The sequence below is a fragment of the Drancourtella sp. An12 genome (assembly GCF_002160935.1).
Lineage (GTDB): Bacteria > Bacillota > Clostridia > Lachnospirales > Lachnospiraceae > Sellimonas > Sellimonas catena.
Genome location: NZ_NFLO01000005.1, coordinates 54,684 through 76,484, shown reverse-complemented (window position 1 = coordinate 76,484; position 21,801 = coordinate 54,684). Strand labels below are relative to the sequence as shown.

General features: G+C 44.9%; 19 protein-coding genes and 1 riboswitch. Of the genes, 1 reads left to right on the top strand and 18 read right to left on the bottom strand.

Annotated features, from left to right (window positions below):
- Positions 1-2: 2 nt before the first annotated feature.
- The 17 genes from gltX to B5E64_RS06900 form a co-directional block, all read right to left on the bottom strand.
- Complete coding sequence (gene gltX / locus B5E64_RS06980; RefSeq protein WP_087167807.1) at positions 3-1,460, bottom strand: glutamate--tRNA ligase; 1,458 nt, start codon at positions 1,458-1,460, stop codon at positions 3-5.
- A 20-nt stretch (positions 1,461-1,480) separates the two neighbouring features.
- Positions 1,481-1,807 (bottom strand): DUF3784 domain-containing protein, encoded by a 327-nt coding sequence (locus B5E64_RS06975; protein ID WP_158099210.1) that lies wholly within the window; start codon positions 1,805-1,807, stop codon positions 1,481-1,483.
- Positions 1,801-2,292: a threonine/serine exporter family protein gene (locus tag B5E64_RS06970; RefSeq protein WP_087167805.1), complete on the bottom strand. Its 492-nt coding sequence runs from the start codon at positions 2,290-2,292 to the stop codon at positions 1,801-1,803. The genes B5E64_RS06975 and B5E64_RS06970 overlap by 7 nt, the downstream gene beginning before the upstream one ends.
- Positions 2,289-3,044, bottom strand: a complete 756-nt coding sequence (locus B5E64_RS06965) for a threonine/serine exporter family protein (RefSeq protein WP_242960110.1) — start codon at positions 3,042-3,044, stop codon at positions 2,289-2,291. Before B5E64_RS06965 ends, B5E64_RS06970 begins: the two co-directional genes overlap by 4 nt.
- Before the next feature lie 157 nt (positions 3,045-3,201).
- Complete coding sequence (gene grdD / locus B5E64_RS06960) at positions 3,202-4,356, bottom strand: glycine/sarcosine/betaine reductase complex component C subunit alpha (protein WP_087167803.1); 1,155 nt, start codon at positions 4,354-4,356, stop codon at positions 3,202-3,204.
- A 13-nt stretch (positions 4,357-4,369) separates the two neighbouring features.
- Complete coding sequence (grdC, locus tag B5E64_RS06955) at positions 4,370-5,902, bottom strand: glycine/sarcosine/betaine reductase complex component C subunit beta (protein WP_087167802.1); 1,533 nt, start codon at positions 5,900-5,902, stop codon at positions 4,370-4,372.
- Positions 5,903-6,016: 114 nt separating this feature from the next.
- On the bottom strand, positions 6,017-6,490 hold the full coding sequence (gene grdA / locus B5E64_RS06950) for a glycine/sarcosine/betaine reductase complex selenoprotein A (protein ID WP_087167801.1): 474 nt from the start codon (positions 6,488-6,490) through the stop codon (positions 6,017-6,019).
- 108 nt (positions 6,491-6,598) lie between these two features.
- Positions 6,599-6,925 (bottom strand): thioredoxin family protein, encoded by a 327-nt coding sequence (locus B5E64_RS06945; RefSeq protein ID WP_087167800.1) that lies wholly within the window; start codon positions 6,923-6,925, stop codon positions 6,599-6,601.
- Between the two features lie 24 nt (positions 6,926-6,949).
- Positions 6,950-7,894, bottom strand: a complete 945-nt coding sequence (gene trxB / locus B5E64_RS06940) for a thioredoxin-disulfide reductase (RefSeq protein WP_087167799.1) — start codon at positions 7,892-7,894, stop codon at positions 6,950-6,952.
- Between the two features lie 112 nt (positions 7,895-8,006).
- Positions 8,007-9,314 carry a glycine reductase complex selenoprotein B gene (grdB, locus tag B5E64_RS06935; protein ID WP_087167798.1) on the bottom strand — a complete coding sequence of 436 codons (1,308 nt, stop codon included), beginning with the start codon at positions 9,312-9,314 and terminating at the stop codon, positions 8,007-8,009.
- Between the two features lie 18 nt (positions 9,315-9,332).
- Positions 9,333-10,613 (bottom strand): glycine/sarcosine/betaine reductase component B subunit, encoded by a 1,281-nt coding sequence (locus tag B5E64_RS06930; RefSeq protein ID WP_087167797.1) that lies wholly within the window; start codon positions 10,611-10,613, stop codon positions 9,333-9,335.
- 70 nt (positions 10,614-10,683) lie between these two features.
- Positions 10,684-11,067, bottom strand: coding sequence for a GrdX family protein (locus B5E64_RS06925; protein WP_087167796.1), 384 nt, complete (start codon positions 11,065-11,067; stop codon positions 10,684-10,686).
- A gap of 112 nt (positions 11,068-11,179) precedes the next feature.
- Positions 11,180-11,279: riboswitch (glycine riboswitch) on the bottom strand.
- Positions 11,280-11,432: 153 nt separating this feature from the next.
- Positions 11,433-12,845, bottom strand: a complete 1,413-nt coding sequence (locus B5E64_RS06920; RefSeq protein ID WP_087167795.1) for a sodium:alanine symporter family protein — start codon at positions 12,843-12,845, stop codon at positions 11,433-11,435.
- Positions 12,846-13,113: 268 nt separating this feature from the next.
- Positions 13,114-14,544 (bottom strand): adenylosuccinate lyase, encoded by a 1,431-nt coding sequence (gene purB, locus B5E64_RS06915; protein WP_087167794.1) that lies wholly within the window; start codon positions 14,542-14,544, stop codon positions 13,114-13,116.
- Between the two features lie 92 nt (positions 14,545-14,636).
- The gene (locus tag B5E64_RS06910) at positions 14,637-15,401 is read right to left on the bottom strand and encodes a hypothetical protein (protein WP_087167793.1); all 765 of its coding nucleotides are present in this window, start codon (positions 15,399-15,401) and stop codon (positions 14,637-14,639) included.
- A complete protein-coding gene (locus B5E64_RS06905) occupies positions 15,376-16,671 on the bottom strand; it encodes a DUF5716 family protein (RefSeq protein ID WP_087167792.1) in 1,296 nt (431 codons plus the stop codon). Before B5E64_RS06905 ends, B5E64_RS06910 begins: the two co-directional genes overlap by 26 nt.
- Before the next feature lie 15 nt (positions 16,672-16,686).
- Positions 16,687-19,986, bottom strand: a complete 3,300-nt coding sequence (locus B5E64_RS06900) for a DUF5717 family protein (protein WP_171027904.1) — start codon at positions 19,984-19,986, stop codon at positions 16,687-16,689.
- Positions 19,987-20,226: 240 nt separating this feature from the next.
- Between B5E64_RS06900 and B5E64_RS06895 the strand changes: the two genes are divergently transcribed.
- Positions 20,227-21,330 carry a threonine-phosphate decarboxylase gene (locus B5E64_RS06895; protein ID WP_087167791.1) on the top strand — a complete coding sequence of 368 codons (1,104 nt, stop codon included), beginning with the start codon at positions 20,227-20,229 and terminating at the stop codon, positions 21,328-21,330.
- A gap of 108 nt (positions 21,331-21,438) precedes the next feature.
- Here B5E64_RS06895 and B5E64_RS06890 read toward each other — a convergent pair whose 3' ends face one another.
- Positions 21,439-21,792 (bottom strand): cupin domain-containing protein, encoded by a 354-nt coding sequence (locus tag B5E64_RS06890; protein ID WP_243272985.1) that lies wholly within the window; start codon positions 21,790-21,792, stop codon positions 21,439-21,441.
- Positions 21,793-21,801 lie beyond the last annotated feature (9 nt).

Genomic DNA, 21,801 nt, shown 5'->3' with positions numbered 1-21,801 from the left:
CTCTATTTCTCCAGTAATTCGATTGCTTTACGGATCCTGTCAAGAGATTCTTCCTTTCCGAGAACCTCCATAATCTCAGTTGCCCCGCCCGGTGTATTCTGTTTTCCGGAAACCGCTGTTCTAACCGGCCACATTACATAGCCGTTCTTGCATCCTTTCTCTGCAACATATCCTTTTAATGTTTCAAAAAGTACATCGTTGGAATAGTCATCCTGCTTTTCCAGAACCGGAAGAAGCTCTTTTAACACTTCAAGAGATGTCTCCTCATTTGTCTTCATCTTCTTGTGAATGTACATGGACGTGTCATACTCCGGAAGTTCCTCGAAGAAATCAATCTGCTCCATGATATCCGGGAAAATTTCAATTCTGGTTTTGACAAGAGCAGCGATTTTCTTCAGATCGTAGTCTTTTGTGATAACCTTCCTGATATAAGGCTCCGCCATATCATAGAAGGTATCGAAATCCATCATCTTCATATATTCGCTGTTCATCCATTTCAGCTTCTGTACGTCAAATACGGCCGGAGATTTGCTCATATGGTGGTAGTCAAATGCCTTTACAAGCTCTTCCAGACTGAAGATCTCCTGATTGTCCTGCGGGCACCATCCAAGAAGTGCAACATAGTTTACGACTGCCTCTGAGATAAAGCCCTGTTCGATCAGATCCTCATAGGAAGAATGACCGCAGCGTTTGCTCAGTTTTTTATGGTTCTCATCCGTAATCAAAGGACAGTGCACATAAACCGGCGGCTCCCATCCAAATGCCTCGTAAAGTCGGTTGTATTTTGGCGCGGAGGAAAGGTACTCGTTTCCTCTTACCACATGTGTGATATTCATCAGATGGTCATCGACCACGTTTGCAAAATTGTAGGTCGGGTATCCATCGGACTTGATCAGAATCATATCATCCAGCTCAGCATTGTTAACTGTGATATCCCCGTAAATCTCATCATGAAAGGTTGTCGTTCCTTCTGTCGGCATATTGATCCGGATAACATACGGTTTGCCTGCCGCAAGGTTCGCTTCGATCTCTTCTTTGCTCAAAGACAGACAGTGTTTATCATAAACACGGATCTCTGTCCCGCTTTCCGAGACAGTAGACTTCAGACTGTCCAGACGCTCCTTGTCACAGAAGCAATAATAGGCGTCTCCCTGCTCAATCAGCTGCTTTGCATATTTCAGGTAGAGACCGCTTTTATTTCTTTCACTCTGCACATACGGCCCATATCCGCCATCCTTGTCCGGTCCTTCATCGTGAATCAGGCCCGTCTTTTCAAGCGTCCGGTAAATAATTTCCAGAGCGCCGTCCATAAAACGCTCCTGGTCTGTATCTTCAATACGAAGCATGAAATCTCCGCCTTCGTGTTTTGCAATCAGGTAGGCATACAGCGCCGTACGAAGATTGCCGACATGCATTCTCCCTGTCGGACTTGGTGCAAATCTGGTTCTTACTTTACTCATAGTTTTCTCTCCTGCTTTCCTTATTTGTCTTTTTTGTCCTTTCCGGTAATATTGATCATATCAATAATCGCAATGCTGACAACAAACAGCAGCATCATACCGTAAACAGCATATCCCTGAAGCTTTTCCGAGTCTGAAAAATATACGATGATGAAAAAAATAATCATGACAATATCGACGCCTGCCATAGGAATGCCAAGTTTACGTCCAACCTTCTTCGGATCAAGTGTTTTTTTCACTTTATCCGGAAGGGTACGGTAGCCCGGAACCATATTCAAAGCTTTTCCGTTGATCAGCGCGATGCTGATAATTGTCATAAATCCAATTACGATCAGACTTCCTACCATTTTTCCTCTTCCTTCCTTTCCCCTTTTTGTATATAGCGGAGGGAATCCTGCTTCCATTCTCCTTTTCGTACCACTTTAAACAGCGTATCCATCAAAAAGATTGCCAACGCTATGGCGCCCGCAATCTCAAGTGTCTGAGTCAGGTAGAAACTCGCCATAGAACGGTCATTTTGAAGAACGTAATTCATAATCTGATAAATACCGTTTCCCGGAACAGTCGGCAGAATTCCGCCAATCAAAAATATCGTAACCGGGGCCTTTAATGCCCTTGCAAAAATATGGGAAATCAAACCGGCAGCCAGAGCGGACCAGAAAGACGATATCACCGCGTTCCATCCCGCCTCCATACAGATCATATAGATAAATCCTGCGGCTGCTCCGGAAATCCCTGCCCAGATCAAATATTTTTTCGGTGAATTAATCAGCATGGAAAAGGAAAATACCGCAATAAAAAACCCGATTGTCTTGATTCCGATTTCAATCATAAGTTTCCTCCCATGATTCCATTTCCAAATACCGCAAATGCAACTCCGACCCCGAGCGCGATCGCCGCCGCCTTTAGAAATGCTTCCAGAATTCTCGCGCATCCTGATATATAGTCACCCTGCAGTGTGTCACGCACAGCATTGGTAATTGCAACCCCCGGAACAAGCGGCATGATAGATCCGATTACGACAGTATCGAGATTAATTGCTCCTCCAAGAATAGATTTCACAATAACGGCCATCAGACCTACGCAAAAAGACGTTCCGATATCAAGAATCAAACCGTCAATTCCCGCCTTTTCTGCTCCCGCCATCACCCCTGAAAGAGCAAGGCCGACAATCACTGTTGCCAGCACATCATAGAGCGAACCGCCAAGTGAAATCGTAAATCCAACCGCCACCGCAAGCGGAATAAAAAAAGCAAGTGCACTTGGATATGGAACGGATTCTACTCTTTTCAGCTGGTCATAGGCTTCCTGAAGTTCAATTTCTCCGCCGCAGTATCGTCTGGAGATCTGATTCACCTGCTCAATCACACTTAAGTTTGTTCCTCTTTTTTCAATCCCCTGAATCAGAGTAACAGGGGCAACATTTTCACCGCTGATGCATGCTGTGATTCCCGTCAGGACGACAAGAATCTCCACCACCTCCAGATGGGAAGTCTTTAAAATGTGGTGCATCGTGTCCTCAACCCGGTAGGTTTCTGCACCACTTTCCAGCATCATCTTTCCGGCAAGCATTGCTGTATCCATTAAGAGTTTGTAGTCCATTTAGATGTCCTTTTCCTGTTATCATAGTTCCATGAGACATCATACTATTTCTTCCGGGAAAAATCAAGCCACACAGGAAAACCAGCCCGAAAAAACTTTTCCGGGCTGGTTTTGTATAGGATTTATTATAGTATATCGGCTAGTTAATGTATCCTGCTTTTTTCAGCTCTTCTTCAGCTTTTGCAAGATTTGCCTCAGATACACGGATGATCGGGCCTGTACATCCCATTCCGCTTTCAGCGTAAACTTCGATCTTCCACAGTGCGCGCACTGCATCTTCAAGATCCATAACCTCAATTCCGGCAATCTGAGCTGTCACGATTTCCTTCGGTGGCTCTTTTACTTCCTCTTCTGCTGCAGCCGGTTTTGCAACTGTCTTATATGCAGCAAGTACTTCTGTATATCCGCATTTCTTTACAGCATTGAACTCAGCTTTTGCAACATCAAATACCTTGTTGCGTACAAGTTCTGCAGCGTAGCAGATTGCATTTGCGATTACCGGAGCACCGGAAGCACGTGAAACGATCATAACGAGTTCATCGTATCCTTCTCCGATTCCCGGTCCGTATCCATATCCTGTTGCCTCGAAGCTTCCGCCTGTGTTGAAAGAGGAAAGCATCTTTACAAGAATGTTTCCTGTCAGGGAATCTGTAACAAGGATATCCGGGGATGCCTGAAGGACGTCATTTCCTCTCATTACACATCCGCCGTCTGCACGTCCGGATTCAGCAAAAGCGATATCATATCCTTTGCTCTGAAGTTCCTTCAGTGCTTTTTCTGTCTGGCGTGCGCCGTCAACATTCAGAATGCCGACTGTCGGCTTTGCGATTCCGCAGGCCTTTGCAGCGATTATACCGTAAACAGCGTTTTTAATCATACCTTCAATACGGTCGGTACTGGAAGTTCCTGTCGTATTGGCGATAAACATTTCTTTTCCTTTAGCAGGTGTTACAACACGTCCGACAGTAGATACGCCGATCGGGAACGGGAAATGCATTGTTACAGCACCGTCGATCTCCTTGTTTTTCAGCATATCTTCCATCTTTTTATGACCTTCTTCATCGTCAGCCACTTTGATTGTTGTTACGCCTTCTGCTTCCAGAGTTCCGATGTAATATACATCTACGCCCTGCTTTGCTGCCATCACCGCTGCCTGCATGGAATTTTCTTCACCGTGTTCGCTGCCCATTCCTGTCAGAGCAATTTTCGGGCGTTTGCCGTACTGGCCGCTCTCCAGTCCCTGTGCCATTTCCATAAAGGTAGAGGCAATTACTTTTTCAATACTACTTGCCATTTTCTACACCTCACTATTCTGCCATCAGAGTTTCAGCGAATTCTTTCATAGCTTTTGCGATCAGGCCTTTTACTTCTTCTTCAGATACAGCAGATTCTGCGCTGTTTCCTTCATTTGCCTGGATTACAAAAGATACACCATCGAACAGGTTTGTCATACGTCCAAGGAAGAGACTTCCTTTTCCGATGATCATTGCTTTCTTGATCTTTCCTTCCAGAATATCTTCACGTGCAAATCCGATGTACGGAACACCTGACGGAATATGTCCCTGTGTCGGAGCCCATCCTGTCAGACCATGCTGTGCGATGAAGTCCGGAAGAGCTTTTCTGTCGATATCGCCGCGTTTTACAGCAAGCGCACCGATCATCTTGTAGTTTGCAAGCGGAACATCACCTGCTCCAGCCGGTTTTGTGATATCCGGATTCTGCATTTCCGGTGAGAATTTGTCAATATCTGTTACTTTCCAGCCTACTCTGTCAAGCGGATCTGTTACAAGACTTCCGATAACAGCCTGAGGTGCGGAACCGGTTCCTACTGTATGACGTCCAAGAACATCCAGATTGATTTCCGGGTTTACACCATCGTTTTCTGTAACGACAACCGCAAATCCTCCAAGGCAGTCTTCCAGGATCGGAAGGCCTTTTTTCACGTGGTCTTTACCGTTCATACCAAGTTTTGCAGTACATCCACCTGCTGTAACAACAACAGTTTTATATGCTCCGGATTTTACGAGAGCAGCTGCCTCAATCAGAGCGTGGGATGGTCCTGCACAGAATCCACGGGAGTCAGATCCTGTTGCGGATACAAGTCCTGCTACTTCTGCAGCAGCTTTCGCGAAGTTACCGCCGCCTCTCTGGTTCATATCACCACATGCTTCCTCAGCACAGTCGATAACGTACTCAACGTCTTCTTTGTTGATTCCAGCATTGCGGATTGCATATAACAGAGCAAGTACGCTGGAGGCTTTGCTCATCAGGTTTTCATGCATTACATGAGCAGAAAGGTTCACATCGATATCGTGAGCTGTTCTTACACATCCAACAAGTTCATTGTTGTGGTACAGTCCTTCTGCATGCTCATTTTCGATATAGTGTTTGATTTCGTCCAGCTCATAACCTTCTTCAATCTTGGAGATGATATCCTCTGTGATGATCGGGTCAGCAGCCAGAGCATCTTTATGAGCGCTTACGAAGTTCTTGTCAAGTTTTACAACTTCGAACATATCGCAAGCCTGTACTAAAAGAAGGAACTCTTCTTCCGGCATGATTTCACCGAATTTTCCGTATCTTTCTGCTCCTTCTTTTGTTTTGTCATAGTAAGGGAATTCAACCTGGGAAAGTTCTTCCGGTGTAGCGTTTCCAATGTAAACCTGGTTTGGCCAGTAGTTTACACATTCTTCATAAGAGCGTAAATGACCTCTTAATTCTTTTAAATATTCTGATTCCGGATTGACAACTCTTTCTGTTGTCTGTGTTGTTCCGTTATATACTACCATTTCAGGAGTATGTGCCAATACATAGCTGGCTCCTTTAATTACACTGTTCATTGTTAGTGTCCACCTTTCTTTACGTTATAAAAAGGAATTATGTTGTAGAAAAAGCGGTGAGGTAAGTATTTACCCCACCGCTCCTGAATCCGAAATCCGGTATTTCAGATTTTCCTATAAATACTTACAGTATTCGTCACGGATTGCAGACATTTCGTCTACGATGTCGTCAACATCAAGAACCATTTCCATCATGCCGACCTGCTCATCGTATACCGCTTCATCAAACTCTTTTTTCAGTTCTGGTTCACAAACGTGATATGTCGTGAGTCCAAGCTGGACCCCTGTCAATGGACCTGCGAATGTCGGGTCACCAGCAGTAACTGTTTCAGCTGCAAGACCAGCAGCTTCACCTTCAGCTGCACCAAGTACTACTACCAGGTTTTCTGGTCCGAATTCATCTGCGAATTCTTTAACCCTCTTCTGATTCTCAAGATCCATTGCGCCTGCGCTCGTTCAGACGAAACATTCTGTTGAAGAAAAAACAATTTCTCCACCGGCTGTCTTTACGCATTCTGCGATAGCCGGTCCCGGAACACCATCACGGTCACCAATAATAATGACTTTTTTACCTTCTAAAATTGCCATGATGTTTTTCCTCCTTCCCTTCATTTTAATAATTGGTTGATAAATATTTATTCAGGGCACCGCTTTATGCCCTCGTAAAGCCCGAAAGGGCAATTACGCAAAAGAAATTTACGCCATAGCGTAGTATTTTTTAACCATCTCTTCTACTGCTTCCGGAGTAGCGTCATCTTTTACTAGCTCTTCCACTTTTTCACCATCTTTATAGATAGCAATAACCGGAAGTCCAAGGATCTTCTGGCCGATTGCAAGACGGCGTGCTTTTGTTGTATTTAAAGATGTAAATTTGATTTTGTCGCCATATTTGTCAGCATATGCATGAACATGCGGCATTAAAGCCTGGCAAGGTACGCATCCATCTCCGAAGAAATCTACGAGAACGTATCCTTCTGCCTGCAGAACTTCTGGTTCAAATGTTTTCTTATCTACTTCTAACATTGTTAAACTCCTCCTTAATACTTCTTATTCGTTTTCGTTGATATATTTTTCAGCCTGTGTAGCAGCAATTGCTCCATCTGCAGCAGCTGTTACTACCTGACGAAGGCTCTTGATACGAACATCTCCTGCCACAAATACGCCAGGAATGTTTGTATGCATGTTTTCATCGGATTTGATATATCCTCTTTCATCCATGTCGATCACGCCTTCGAAAATTTTGGAATTCGGGATTGTTCCGATAAATCCGAATACACCGAACATTCCGTCATCTTCGTCTGCTTCGATTGTAGTAAGTTCGCCAGTCTTAACGTTCTTAACTGTCATGGAAGAAAGAATACCGTCACCGTTTACTTCTTCTACAACGGTATCCCATAAGAAATGGAGTTTGTCATTCTTAAACGCCTTTTCCTGAATGGACTTCGCTGCACGAAGTTCATCACGTCTGTGGATGATTGTAACTTTTCTTGCGAATTTTGTAAGATACATCGCTTCTTCAACAGCAGAATCTCCGCCGCCTACTACGAAAACTTCAAAATCTTCAAAGAAGTTGGCATCACATGTTGCGCAGTAAGAAATACCTTTTCCCATAAATTCTTTTTCGTTTTTGCATCCAATCGGACGTGCAAAAGCGCCGGTTGCAATGATCACTGTTTTTCCAAGATATTCTGCCTTGGCACTCTTCAGCTTTTTCACATCGCCATCCAGTTCAACAGCATTGATTACGTCTGTCACACGCTCTGCGCCAAACTTCTCAGTCTGTTCTGTCATTCTTGCGATCAGAGAAGGGCCGCTTTCTCCCTCCACGATCTGTCCCGGATAGTTTTCAATTTCATCCGTGATAGCAATCTGTCCGCCGTCTTTTCCTTTTTCAATGATCAGAGTGGATAAGCGGCTTCTTCCGGCATAAAGGCCTGCTGCTAATCCGGCCGGTCCTGCTCCCAGGATGATTACGTCATAAATTTTGCTCATAACGTTTACTCCTTCTTTCCTATAATGTCTTTATCCTTACGTCCGGAAGGCTGCAGGCCTGTCCGGACGCTGAATTCCACATGACGCCAATCAAGAGGGCGTTTTCAGACTCTTATTTATCGAAAATCGTCTGATCTTCAACTTCTGTAGTAAGGGCATTTAATGCTTTTTCTACGATTTCTTTACGAAGTTTGTATTCTTCGTCTTTATCAAGTGCCGGGTTGCCAAGCGGATGAGGAATGGCAATAGCCGGAACGATTCTGTTTGCACCAACTGTCATGGAGATTGGTGTAACTGTGCAGACATGAACAACCGGAAGTCCGGCAGCTTCGATGCCTTTAACAAGCGTTGCACCGCAACGCGTACAGGTACCTCATGTAGAGGTGAGGATAACTGCGTCAACTCCGTCAGCTTTCATCTTCGGAGCGAACTCTTCAGCGAATGCTTTTGCAGAAGCAACGGCTGTTCCGTTACCAACTGTTGTATAGAATTTATCATACAGTTTTCCAATCTTACCTTCTTTTTCCATTTCACGGAGAACATCCACCGGAAGTACACGGTCCGGATCTTCGTTTGCGTATACCGGGTCGTATCCGCCATGTGCTGTCTCGAATGTTTCTTCTGTCAGATCATCTACGCCTGCAATGCTGTATTCACCGTATTTGGAAGCATTGGAGCTTTCAATATGATCCGGATTTCCCTTCGGTACAATACCACCGGATGTAACCAGTGCAATTGTTGCTTTGGAAAGATCTTTTACAGCCGGATTCGGAGCAACTCTGTCGAATGTCGGCATCGGATACTCTGTTTCAAACGGTTTGCCGGCGATCTTCTTAAGAAGCATTTCAACGGCACGTTTGGATCCGCGTTTTTCTTCAAAAAAGTTTACACGAACACCGTTCGGCATATAACCTTCCTGACAGGAAGCACCGATCTTCTCATGTTTTGCAAGTTTAAGAGCAAGCGGAGCCATGCTTCCGACTGCTTTTCTCATTCCTGCAGCAGAGTTCTTTGTAGCTACTGTGTAAACTTTGTTTTTGAACATATCAGCACCAGGGTTTTCTGTGTACATACCTGTCACTGCCGGAATACCAAGTTCTTCCTGTACAGCGTCACAGATTGTACCGCAGGCAACACCGTAACGTCCGGCATTGAATGCAGGACCTGCTACGAATACATCCGGGTTGTATTTTTTAACGATTTCAATAATTTCTGCTTTTGCTTTGTCAAGGTTTTCGTTGAAGTAAGAGTCACCGCAGATGATAGTAGCAACGATTTCTGCTTCTTCTCCGAATGCCTGTTTAAATGCCATACCTGGTCCGACAACTTCGCCCTCGCGAACTTCTACCGGGTAATCAGCTTTTTCTTCTCCACCAATATTAGCGAAGAACTGATTGATATAATGAACTACTTTTAACATCTTTTTCTTCCTCCTTCACTATCTGGCGCTTAAGTAACCAAATCCTGTTTCGTTTGTTGCACCTGTAATTGCCTGGATTTCAACTTCGATTGTTCCGTCTTCACGTAAGCTGTGTTCGTTACCGCCGGCAATAGTGTTGACATAATCCAGAGTTCCGATTACTTTGTCAAGTTTCGGAAGTACGACTACCTGGTTTGCGTTACCGCCTGTTACAACTGCATCTGCTGCAACGTCAGCGTCAGCAAGTGACTGGGATTTTCCATCGCGTCCAGCATATTCGTCTGTGATGATGACAGTCTTAACGCCTTCTGCTTCAATTTTCTTACAGTTCATGATAAGGTCTGTATCCGGGTTACCGAATCCTTCCTGAGATACGATAACTGCATCCAGATCAAGAAGACGGCAAAGTTTTGCTGTCCAGTCAGAAGAACGCTGTTTGTCAGCAAGGTATACGTTTTCGTTTGTCAGGATCTGGCATACGAAGTTGATTGTCTTGCCGTGTTCTTCAAAGAGGTCATGTACAACCGGGTTGTTTTCGTGTACGTATGTAGGGTTCTTGTCACATGCAGATACACAGTTACCGGAAACGATTGCACCGTCCATTACTTCTGTCGGGTTGATGATTGTAGAAAGTGTTTTCTTTGCGTCAACGCCGTATACATATGTATCATGCAGAAGTCCCTGGCTCTGAAGCATCTGTACATATGCTACTCTCGGAAGTCCCGGAAGTTTTTCCATTCCTTCTTTGATTCCATATGTTTCATATACTTTTGTTTCATCCGGTGTGAGTTCTCTTGCAAGTTCACCGAGATATACAGCAACACGGAAACCTGCGAAACGTACCGCTGCTTCATATTCATGCTGTTTGATTCCGTCAACCGGCTCACATACAACAACAAAGTTATTCAGTTTGGAGAATGGTGTGTAGTCAGCTCCCGGGCCTGTCATATCGATGATACCTTCCTGGAATCCGACAATCTTACCTGCTGTTACGACAGCCATTCCCTTTAATGCGTATGTTTTTCCTTCGCCGACTGTATCAACTTTGGAAATAACTCCCGGGAAAACTCCTCCGCGTCCTTCAACCTTTACACGAGGTTCGATAACGTCTTTTACCGGTGTGATTCTTACGCTTTCTCCCGGTCTTGCGATGTCAAATTTTACGCTTTTGATGTGCTCGTCCTCAAGGACAACTTCTTTTACAGCTTCTTCGGATACATAAAGAACACCGTCTTCAATTCTAGACTCAGTGCCAAACTGGATGTCCTTGATAAAAATGTGTCCAACTTCTAATCTCACTGTAATTCCCTCCTTCTAAATAATGAAATCTATGCCCCAAAGTACCCCAGTACTTTATAGCCTTTTTCTTTTACCAGGCATCTGCCGACGGAAGTGCACTGGATATTAATGTGTAATCAATCAGCCTGAAATCTTCATAAACCTGCGGTGCATATTTATCCGATTTGAACTGAAACTTGCTGACGGAGGCAATGGCCCGTTCGATAATTTCAATTCCCATCAGGTCTGTCTCGCCGCTCTTTCGGGAAACCATTACTGATTTGTAAGGTGTTTCATTCGGCTTAACACTTCCGGAAAGCGGATGCGTTAAGAGCTTGTACCCTTTACATACTTCTTCTTTTACTTTTTTCAAAACATCTTCATATGAGCAGTCATAAAACTCCACATCATGATCCTGCCCGAGCTTTTCACGAACGAGCGGGTTGTTTGTTATAATTCTATAATCCTTCTTCATGGCTCCACCTATTAAAAAAGGACGGCTGACTTCCGCCGAAGCAGAATACAAGGCCGCCCTTCTGTCTTATGTATGTCATCCTGATATATTTGTCATACACGATTCAGAATGTGGTCCTTTCCCTGATCCTTTTGCCTGAAAGTTTCACCTTTGGTCTGTAAGGTTTGCATCTTCGGCGGTTCATTTGCGAACTCTCTCGCAGGAAAAATCATCCCACTATTCAATTGTCATATGCGCAGAATATGTCTTTCACAATTCTGTTTAGAGTATACCACATCGATTTATAGATTTCCAGCTTTTTATTCGATTTGCACATAGTTTTTTTCTATAAACCGTTTCTCTTGGTCATGTTGATACGCTCTTTGTTATTTTTTCTTCTTTCTCTGAAGCTCAGGATGCTTCGGCAGGAAGTTTTTAAAGTAATCGTCGTGGGTCTTCTTGATCATACCGCTCAATGCAAAGAGGGCGATAATGTTAGGAACAACCATCATACTGTTGAAGCAGTCTGCCATATTCCATACAAGGTCAACCTGTGCAAGAGAACCAAGTACTACACATACACAAACGAGAACCGAATAAACCGGAACTGCTTTTGGTCCAAAGAGATACTTGATATTCGCTTCTCCGAAGAAGTACCATCCGATAATGGTAGATGAAGCGAAGAAGAACATACAGATCGCAATAAAGATCTCTCCGCCTTTTCCATAAAGAGTCGAATACGCAAACTGGCTGAGTGCTGCTGCGGAATATCCGCCTTCAACCACTTCATAGGACTTCGGAAGCGCCTGAGTTGTTACAATAACGAGAGCTGTCATTGTAAGAACGATAAACGTATCAATGAATACACCTGTCATTGCCACAAATCCCTGCTCTACCGGATGATCTACCTTTGCAACCGCATGTGCATGAGGTGTGGAACCCATACCGGCTTCGTTGGAGAACAGTCCTCGTGCAACACCTTTTGTAATCGCCTTGGAAACTGTAGCACCGATCGCACCGCCTGTGATAGCATCAGGTGCAAATGCGCCTACAATAATCTGCTCAAATGCCAGAGGAATATTTCTCCAGTTATAGATAATAATAATCAGAGAACCGACAATGTAAAGTGCCGCCATAAAAGGAACCATAAGCTCGGTAACTTTTGCAATACGTTTCATTCCGCCTGTAAAAATGAACAATGCAATAACCGCTACAACTACACCTGTGATCCACTGCGGAATACCAAATGCCGTATGGAAAGAAGATGCGATAGAGTTAGACTGAACTGCATTACCCATGAAACCAAGTGCGAAAATCAGAAGTACCGCAAAAATCGCTGCAAGCACTCTGCCGAATGTACCTTTGAATGCTGCGCGAATGTAGTAAACAGGTCCACCTGTTACAATTCCGTCGCTGCCGACTTTCTTGTACTTCTGTGCCATAATTGCCTCGCAGTAGATCGTCGCCATGCCAAGGAATGCTGCCACCCACATCCAGAATACAGCACCTGGACCGCCGATCGCAATCGCTGTCGCAGCTCCTGCAATATTACCAGTTCCTACCTGAGCCGCAATCGCTGTCGCCAGCGCCTGGAAAGAACTCATTCCGTCTTTTCCCGCTTCTCCTTTTTTGGAAAACAATCCGCCGAATGTACGTCTCAGGCCTTCCGTGAAGCCACGGACCTGAATGAAACCGGTACGGATGGAAAACCAGATACCTCCTCCTACAAGTGCTACGATCAGGATATAGTTCGACAGATAGTCTTGAATAGTTAGTACGATGTTGTTCAATGTTTCCATAACAACCCCTCCTTTGCCCTATAGATGTTTTGAATATTTTTTCCTGATGTATCTATCATACCATTTTTAAGCTTAGTTTACAATAATTTAATGAATTTTATATATTTTTTGTTTATTTTATCCAGTTTTTATTTTATCTTTCTGCTTCAACGCAAAAAAAGAAGGCGGAATCCCACTGTTTCAGGGGGTTCCAGCCTCCTTAAAATATGCATCTTAATTATAGTTTCTTTACTTTTTATGCACATTGCCAAATTTTTGTCATTTTGTTCTATACATTTATTTCCGCTTTTATTCCAAGCTCATCTTTATGCTGATCCAGTACCGGACGTACCACATTCGCAAGGAACGCCTCCACCTGCTCTTTCGCGCGTCCTGTATAGCGGGCCGGATCCATTGTCTTTTGAAGCTCTTCCAGCGTCAGGTTGAATGCAGGATCTGCCGCAATCAGTTCCAGAAGGTTATTGTCAAGACCTTTCTCTTTCACATTCTTTCCTGCTTCCATGGAAAGTTCGCGGATTCTCTCGTGCAGTTCCTGACGGTCCCCGCCTGCCTTTACCGCATCCATCATGATGTTTTCTGTTGCCATGAACGGAAGTTCTGACATCAGACGCTTCTCGATGACTTTCGGATAAACGACCAGTCCGTCTACCACATTCAGGCAGAGATCCAGAATACCGTCAATGGCAAGGAATCCTTCCGGAATGGAAAGACGCTTATTTGCCGAATCATCCAGTGTTCTCTCAAACCACTGGGTAGCCGAAGTAATGGCCGGGTTCAGCGCGTCGATCATCACGTATCTGGAAAGTGATGCGATTCTTTCACTTCTCATCGGGTTTCTCTTATATGCCATAGCCGAGGAGCCGATCTGATTTTTCTCAAACGGCTCTTCCACTTCCTTCAGATGCTGAAGAAGCCGGATATCGTTTGACATTTTATGTGCACTGGCAGAAATACCTGCAAGAATGTTCAGCACTCTTGTATCCACTTTTCTGGAATAAGTCTGTCCGGAAACCGGATAGCAGGCCGAGAAGCCCATTTTCTTCGCGATCATCGGATCAATTTTGTCGATCGTCTCCTGGTCTCCGTCAAAAAGTTCCAGAAAGCTTGCCTGTGTTCCGGTCGTTCCCTTGGAACCTAAAAGCTTTAATGTTCCGCTTACATACTCCAGATCTTCCAGGTCCATCAAAAATTCCTGGAGCCAGAGCGTTGCCCTCTTGCCTACCGTCGTCGGCTGCGCCGGCTGAAAATGAGTAAACGCAAGAGTCGGCTGCGCTTTATACTGATCCGCGAAGCCGGCAAGCTCATTGATTACATTGACCAGTTTCTTTCTGACCAGTTTCAATGCCTCTGCCATCACGATAATATCTGTATTATCTCCAACATAACAGGAAGTCGCTCCGAGATGGATGATTCCCTTTGCCTTCGGACACTGCTGACCATAAGCGTAGACATGGGACATAACGTCATGACGCACAAGCTTTTCCCTTTCTCTTGCAACATCGTAATTGATGTCATCCGCATGTGCCTTAAGCTCTTCGATCTGCTCGTCCGTAATAGGAAGTCCCAGTTCCTTTTCCGTTTCCGCCAAAGCGATCCAAAGTTTTCTCCACGTTCTGAATTTCATATCCGGAGAAAAAATATACTGCATTTCTTTACTTGCATACCGTTCTGATAATGGACTCTGATATCTGTCGTTCACTTTTCCATGCTCCTTTTCTTAGTTTCGGCCTGTCGGCCTTTTTGCATTCCTACTATACTACAGAACAAAGAGAAACGCAATATAATACGTTTCTATAGATAGCGGCGGTACTGATGCTTCCATTTCTCCAGGATCTCCGGCGCCGCTTCTTCTTTCATCCCGCTCTCCTTTTCTTCAATCATCTGCTCTACCCGGTCCGCCGTCCGGGAATAAGACGGATTTTCCTCGAGAAGTTTCCGGTATTCATCCTCCTGCATATATCTGGAGCAGGCATAGATATAGGCCGTCAGCATTGTCTCATCCCGACAGATCTCATATGCCTGTCTGTACATGGACGCTGCCTGCTCATAGAGAAGTTCCCTTCCGTAAGCTGCTCCAAGACATCCGTACACCTTGCCGTAAAACCGTTCTCCCGCGGATTCATCTCTCTCATCCTGCAGAATGGACAGATAGACAAGAATCGCAGATTCATATTCACCGCTTTCCAGCAGATTGTCCGCCTTATATTTTCTGCGTTCAATCTCTTTCTGATCCTTCAGTCTGTCCAGTACATTCCGGATATGTTCCATCTCCGGTTCCGAGTAAATTCTGGCATGCTCCAGAATGCGGAGCACGAACTGTTCAATGGTCCCCTTTTTCTGGATCAGATCCAGAAGTTCTCCTGCCAGTTCCCGCATATCCAGTTCCGAATACAGCCACTCGCAGATTTTTTCATTCATGATCGTATAATCAATCAGATAGAGATTATTGCAGAGATAGTAGCACAGTTCTTCTATTGTATAGATCTTTCTGTGAATGCGTGTAATCTTGTACGGTTGTGATGCTTTTTTGTTATGACAAAGAATTAAACTGCCCATTGGTACCTCCCAGATGAATTATTTTTTCTACCTTGAAGTCCGTAGCCGGGAAAAAGTCTCCAAATCCTGCATCTCTGAAGCTCAGCCGGCAGGTACGCTCGTCATCAAATTCCGTGCGGACAATCAGTTTCATGGAATATTCCTTCCGTTTCGGCATTCCCGCAAAGGAAACAGTCTCTACGTTCCACTGGCCTGTTGCAAGGGATTCGATATGAATTTCAATATCCTCGGTGTTTTCAAGGAGCACCTCCCATTCACGGGTATCTTCATACCAGTGTGTTCCGAACTCGACAATCGGATACCAGATATCCACCCCATCGATCCTCATCTTCAGGCAAACCTGCTCCATCAGCTTTGTTTCATCCAGATACGTCGGCACATCAAGAGAATTGGACCGTTTTTTCAGTCCGCAGTAGCAGGCTCCTTTGCTGTAGAGATTATTGCCGATAAAAGCCCTGCGTCCATTGCAAAGCACTTTCTGCGAATTCGGATACCAGTTGTTTTCAAATCCTTCTCCCGTCAGGTAAACAGAAGAAACATGCTTTTTATCAAACACTCCCTGAATAAAGTGCCGGAACCGTTCGTCCGCATTTCTGGCCTTGTCGACATTGAGCACAGGATAAACCGCTTTCAGCTCTTCCATCTGGGCTTCTGCAACCTTTTCCACGCTGACGAAATTCTCTTTTTCTCTCCGGTAGTCGGTATTCAGCTGCTTCAACATATACGCCTCAATCTTTTCCCGGTCACAGTAAAAGAGAGCAGACTCATATTGCCAAAGCTCTTTCGGCTGATAAAGCATATAATAACAGAAGCTTTCACGATAATCCATTGCATAGACCCGCGCTTTATCTACTCCCGCCTGCGCCCCTGCTTCTCTCAAAAATGTACGGATCTCCTGATCAATCCAGGGTACTGTAAACGAAACAAAGGTCACTTCTTTCTTGCGGAATGTCTGCAGTGTCAATTCAATAAATTTTCCAAGGAGCCATCTTGCCTCATAGACAGTCCCCTCTTTTTCAATCTGCTCATTTCTCTGCGCTTTCCGGTAAAGATCGGAAACCACCCACCCCTTGTCCATCATCGCTGCTCTCTGCGCTTCGCGCCCGAACATCCATGCTTCTTTATAATGTCCTACCATCAGCGGAATCTGGTAATTGTCAGCTGCCACTTCCAGTGTCTTGAGCTCATGCTTTTCTTCATCAAAGTAACTGATCTGACATCCGTTTTCATTCAGATCATATCCGATGATATATCCACCATTTTCCATCATGATCCCTCTCCTATTCTAGTATAACATAAATAATTCCTGTGACAGTTCCTTCTCACGGCTGTACTCATTCATGGCCTGTTTCAGGGCTTCTTTTGTAAGCTCCGACATATCATCAAGCCGTCCGTAAGTTCCGACAGCCGGTATTTCACCGTCAAGGCGGAGTACATGTTTTTCGGACACTGCCGTACTTCCATCCATCTTCAATTCCTTAAAGTAGTATTCGAGAATCTCATCGCTGTAAAGAATAAATGTCCTTACATGAATATCCTCATAAACAGCCGGCATAATTTCTTTCTGATACGGCTGTTCATCTTCCTGGTCTTTCGCTTTTCTGATCTTGTATTCAATTACAACCTGGCTTCCTTTTTTGGCCCGGTATTCAATAATGCTCTTATCATACAGCATCACCTCCTGCAGCCATGGCCTTGGATATTTCAGATAGAACTGAAAGACAGCCTGTTTTTCACAAAGTTCTCTTAAGAAACGTTTAAGCAGTTCCTCCGACGCGCTTTCCAGATCATGCTCTGAATAGTATTTTAAATATGCAATCCGGCAGATATCCGGAAGCTGCTCTCCAACAGACGCTTCCTTCTCCACAACTTTCCATACCGACTCTCCTGTCTGACGTTCCCGCATCAGATACTCCCGGGAGATATACGCAAGATACGCTCTGATCAGGCGGAAATACCCGTTTCCACTGTCATAGTAATCGCAGAAAATTTCCTCTTCTCCGAAAATATTTTCGGAAAAGACCATCTGTGTGATGATACGCTCTGCAATCTTGCCGGAAGGTACCCCCTCCTTTTTCGCCGCGCGCCACACCTGTTTCATATTCCTGGTAGCCCCACAGTAATACATGGAAAGATACGTCAGTGTCGTCCTGTCGAAATGGCCTCTCTGGAAGAGGACAAAGCATACTTCCAGAAGAGTCTCCTCCTCTTCATATCCGTCTTCCTGAATTTTCTTCGTACAAAGATCAAAAATCTCCTCGTCCGCAAACAGCTCCATTCCATGTTTCTCGATATTCTCAAAGGAAAGCTCCGGAACCGGCACGGATTCTTCTTCCTGATCCGGTTTCTTTTCAAATTTTCTGCACAGTTCGACAAAACGCATCTCATAAAAAAGTCTGGTCGTTTCATATGGAATCGAATCGGTATAATGCCGTCCGTCCATGGATTCCCAGATAATTCTGGAATCTTTATCGTAGAGGAAAATCATCGCGCTGCCATCAACAACGCCGACTCTCTGGTGGATTTCCCCGTCTTCCTCAATCACCATGACAGACTTCATAAACGGGAGCTTTGTCCTGACTTCGTAAGCATGACAGATATCGTTAAGCGCTTCCAGCCTGTCTTCCGTCATATTTTCTTCCGTGCAGAATTTCTTATAGATAATCCGAAGCGGCTCATTGATATGGCGCTTCAGAAGCTGTTCCCACGCAAACGCCTCCATCTTGTCACGGTAGTAGGCGTAAATCTCTCCTGTCTCATCCTGAAACTGTATGATATTGGCATAAAGAAACGCTGTCTTTTCATAAGTAAGCGTATTCCCGTGCATAAAGTAAAGGCATACCGCTTTTGGAAGTGGATCTTTAACTCGCTCCTCCTCGATGGTCATCATATAATATTCATAGAGCTGTACGATTTTCATCTCCTGTTCTACCGCAAGCTCATACCATTTGAAATACTCGGACCGGATCTGATTTCCTTTAATCAGAAGCGTACAGATGGAAGTCAGCACCATCGGGTCCGGATAATCTGTATACAGACGTTCCAGAAGTCTGAAAAGCTGTCTGTCAAATTTCTTCTGCTGCCCTGCCAGATTCGCTGTATAGAGGGCAAGCTCCCGTGTAAACAGGCCGTATCTGGATCCAAAACTCAGAACCCGAATTTCAAAATTTCCAAGTTTCTTCAGACAGACCGGATCTTCCCGGTAACATTTAAACGCCTGCAGGTACAGAAGTGTATGACCTGCTTTTTCTGCATAGAAATGCTTCTCCAGCGCGGCAAGCCTTCTTGTAATATTTCTGTATTCCGGATCAATATCAACAAGCATGCAAAGAGCGCTCCACATTTTCGGGTGCTTATTATATGCCTTCTTTATCTCATCGGTCACATGTTCTGTATGGTTTGCATTCTTTTTCAGAAGCGCCGTCAGATACAGATAATATGTTGTATTTTCCGGACGCTTCATCATGTCGAACCGTCCGTAATTATACTCTTCGATAATCCTGGCGGCCTCCTCGGTCTGACCGCTTTCCAGGTATGCATGTGCTTTTACAAGAGAACAAAATGCCGCATCCCGTCCAAGATTTTCCATTTGCCCGGCCAGCTGCACCGTATCCTCTGCCCAGCTTAACAGATCGCTCGTTCCGGTAATACAGGAAAAATATCCTTTTATAATCTGTGTCATATAAAAGGTCTGCTCATGCTTCGGAGTATGCACTCCTTCCCGTGTCACCTCGATCTCGTACGCAATCTGTTCGTACGGAGTTGTAAAAATAATCCGGCCGAAATTTCTTCCGGCATGAAGAACCTGCGGAGTAATCACATAATGGAATCCCAGCGTATTTCCGACAAAATCATCGGTTGTAAACTCCTTCTGCGTGATCTGGATAAAATTACCCTCCACAGAGGCACGGATCGGCATATAACCCCATGTATTTTTGGTAATGATTATATTCTCCCGCACCGCCTCATTCGGGCTTTCAAACTTCTTTTCGTACTCGGACAGAGAAAGGAAGAGGCATTCCTTCTGCTTGATTCCCACAAGGAACTCCTCCACTGCCTGCTCTCCAAGAGACCATTTCCGCATATTATTATAGAGCGCCACCACCCTTGGATTTTCATACCGCAGGATCTCATAAAAACTCATGGAACGGAACAGCCTGCGCGCTTCCAGGAAATCCTTCATCGCCAGGAGTTTAAAATCCTTCATGTTCTGCACCTTTCCATGGGATGTCATAAGATAAGGGCGCTCAATCACTGCTGTAAAGGAAAGCTCATATTCACCTCCGTTACAAACCACGGTAAATGTTCCGTTTTCCACGTATCCGGGCTCCAGCCCTTCTGCATCGTAGGTGAATGAAATCACAACCGGATTCCCCTCAAATCCACTCTCTTTCAGATGTATCCGGAAAGAGGAGGAATAGACAAGTCCTCTTACCGGTGCTTCTTTTCTGTTTTCAATCGTAAAACTCCCCTGAAATGTTTCCCCTTCTCCAATCAAAAGCACCAGGTTGGTCTCTGAAAACCTTACATCCGGCTGCTCCTTACTAAAATCTCCATTTGAAAAGCGTTTAATCTTATTTTTCAAGCCTTCCACCTCTTGCATTGCATTTTTTATCAGATATACTATAATTGAAATTATAACATTATTCCCTGTCATATGGCAATGCCTGTGCAAAATTTATCAAAACTTGTCAAAAAAGTTGTTACTGTTCACACAGTATTTCGGAGCAGACAGATACAGCGGCATGCTTGCATATAAGATGTATCTGCCTGCTCCGGAGTACGAGCTTAACTTGTAACCATAAATATTAGGAGGACATACACTATGAGCCAGTCAACCGCTTTTCATGGAAGCGATCTCGAGCAGGTCGCGCAATATTACCATCTGCCGCAGGAGGAAATTATCTGTTTTTCCGCAAATGTTAATCCTCTCGGTTTTCCCGCGAAAACAGCCGGACTTGTCTGTCAGAATTTTTCCCGCCTGATGACTCATTATCCGGACCGGGAGTATACAGGTCTGAAACAGGCAATCGGTAACTACTGTCATATTTCCCCGGACCATGTTCTTGTCGGCAATGGTTCTACCGAGCTGATTTCTCTGCTGATTCAGTCCTCCGGGAGAAAACGTGCCGTTCAGGTCGGTCCTTCCTACTCGGAGTACGAAAGGGAACTGAATCTTGCCGGAATCTCTTTTACAACATGGTTTCCGAAAAAGGAACACCTCTTTCAGCCTGACACGGATGATCTGCTTGACTTTCTGACGGCTCACAATGCAGACTTTCTGATTCTCTGCAATCCAAATAATCCGACTGCCCGCGCGCTTTCAACCGATGAAATTGCGGATCTTCTGGAAGGCTGCCTGAAATCAGATATCTTCGTGATGATCGATGAGACCTATGCGGAATTTGCTGACAGAGAAGTCTCTGCAATGTCTCTTGTCTCCAGATTTCCGAATCTGATGGTAATCCGGGGAATTTCCAAATTTTTCGCTGCTCCCGGACTCCGTCTCGGGTACGGTGCATCCGGAAACCGTGTTTTTCTTGATCATGTAAAGACGCACCAGAATCCGTGGAGTGTCAACAGTGTTGCAGCCTTTGCCGGAGAGCATCTGTTCTGCGAGGAAGAGTTTATCGTTAAAACAAAAGCCCTCATATCAGGCGAGCGTACCCGCATGATACAAGGACTTTCTGGAATTCCTGCTCTTCGTGTCTATCCGAGCGACAGCAACTTCCTGCTTGTCGAGATTCTGGATCCTTCCCTCACGGCATCCGGTCTTTTTGACTGCCTGATCCGCCAGAAGCTGATGATCCGGGACTGTTCCTCTTTCGAGGGACTCGGAACTCAGTTTTTCCGGTTCTGCCTGATGCTTCCGGAACAGAATACCGCACTGCTCCAGGCAGTCCAGGAATTTTTCGCAAAATCGCGATAAGTCCGGGAATTCTTCTCCCGAAAGATGATTCTACAGAAAAAAACGCACTGCAGCGGAAAACGCTGCTGCAAAAGCAGCCCGCCGCATGCGGAAATCCTGTAGATTTTTTTATTTCTTTTTCAGGATGAGAGCGATAAATATGATATCCTCGTCTCCGTCATTTACAAGTCCGTGGCCCTCTCCGTCCGGGCAGAACGTCACATCACCCGCACAGATTTCGCGTTTTGTGCCGTTTTCATTGTAGATTCCCTTTCCTTTTAAAAGGTAATACGTTTCTGTTTCGCCATGATGCTCATGGTATCCAAGCTCGCATCCGGGCTTGATTGTCACCTCGCTGAACATGCCGCAGCCATCTCCAAGCTGCTCTCCTTTGATCAGTGCTTCTTTGAGAATGTATCCCGCACCGCCGGAAGCGTGCTCTGCCTTTTGAATTTCCCGTTCTTCCTTATGTGTAATCATCATCTTGCCCTC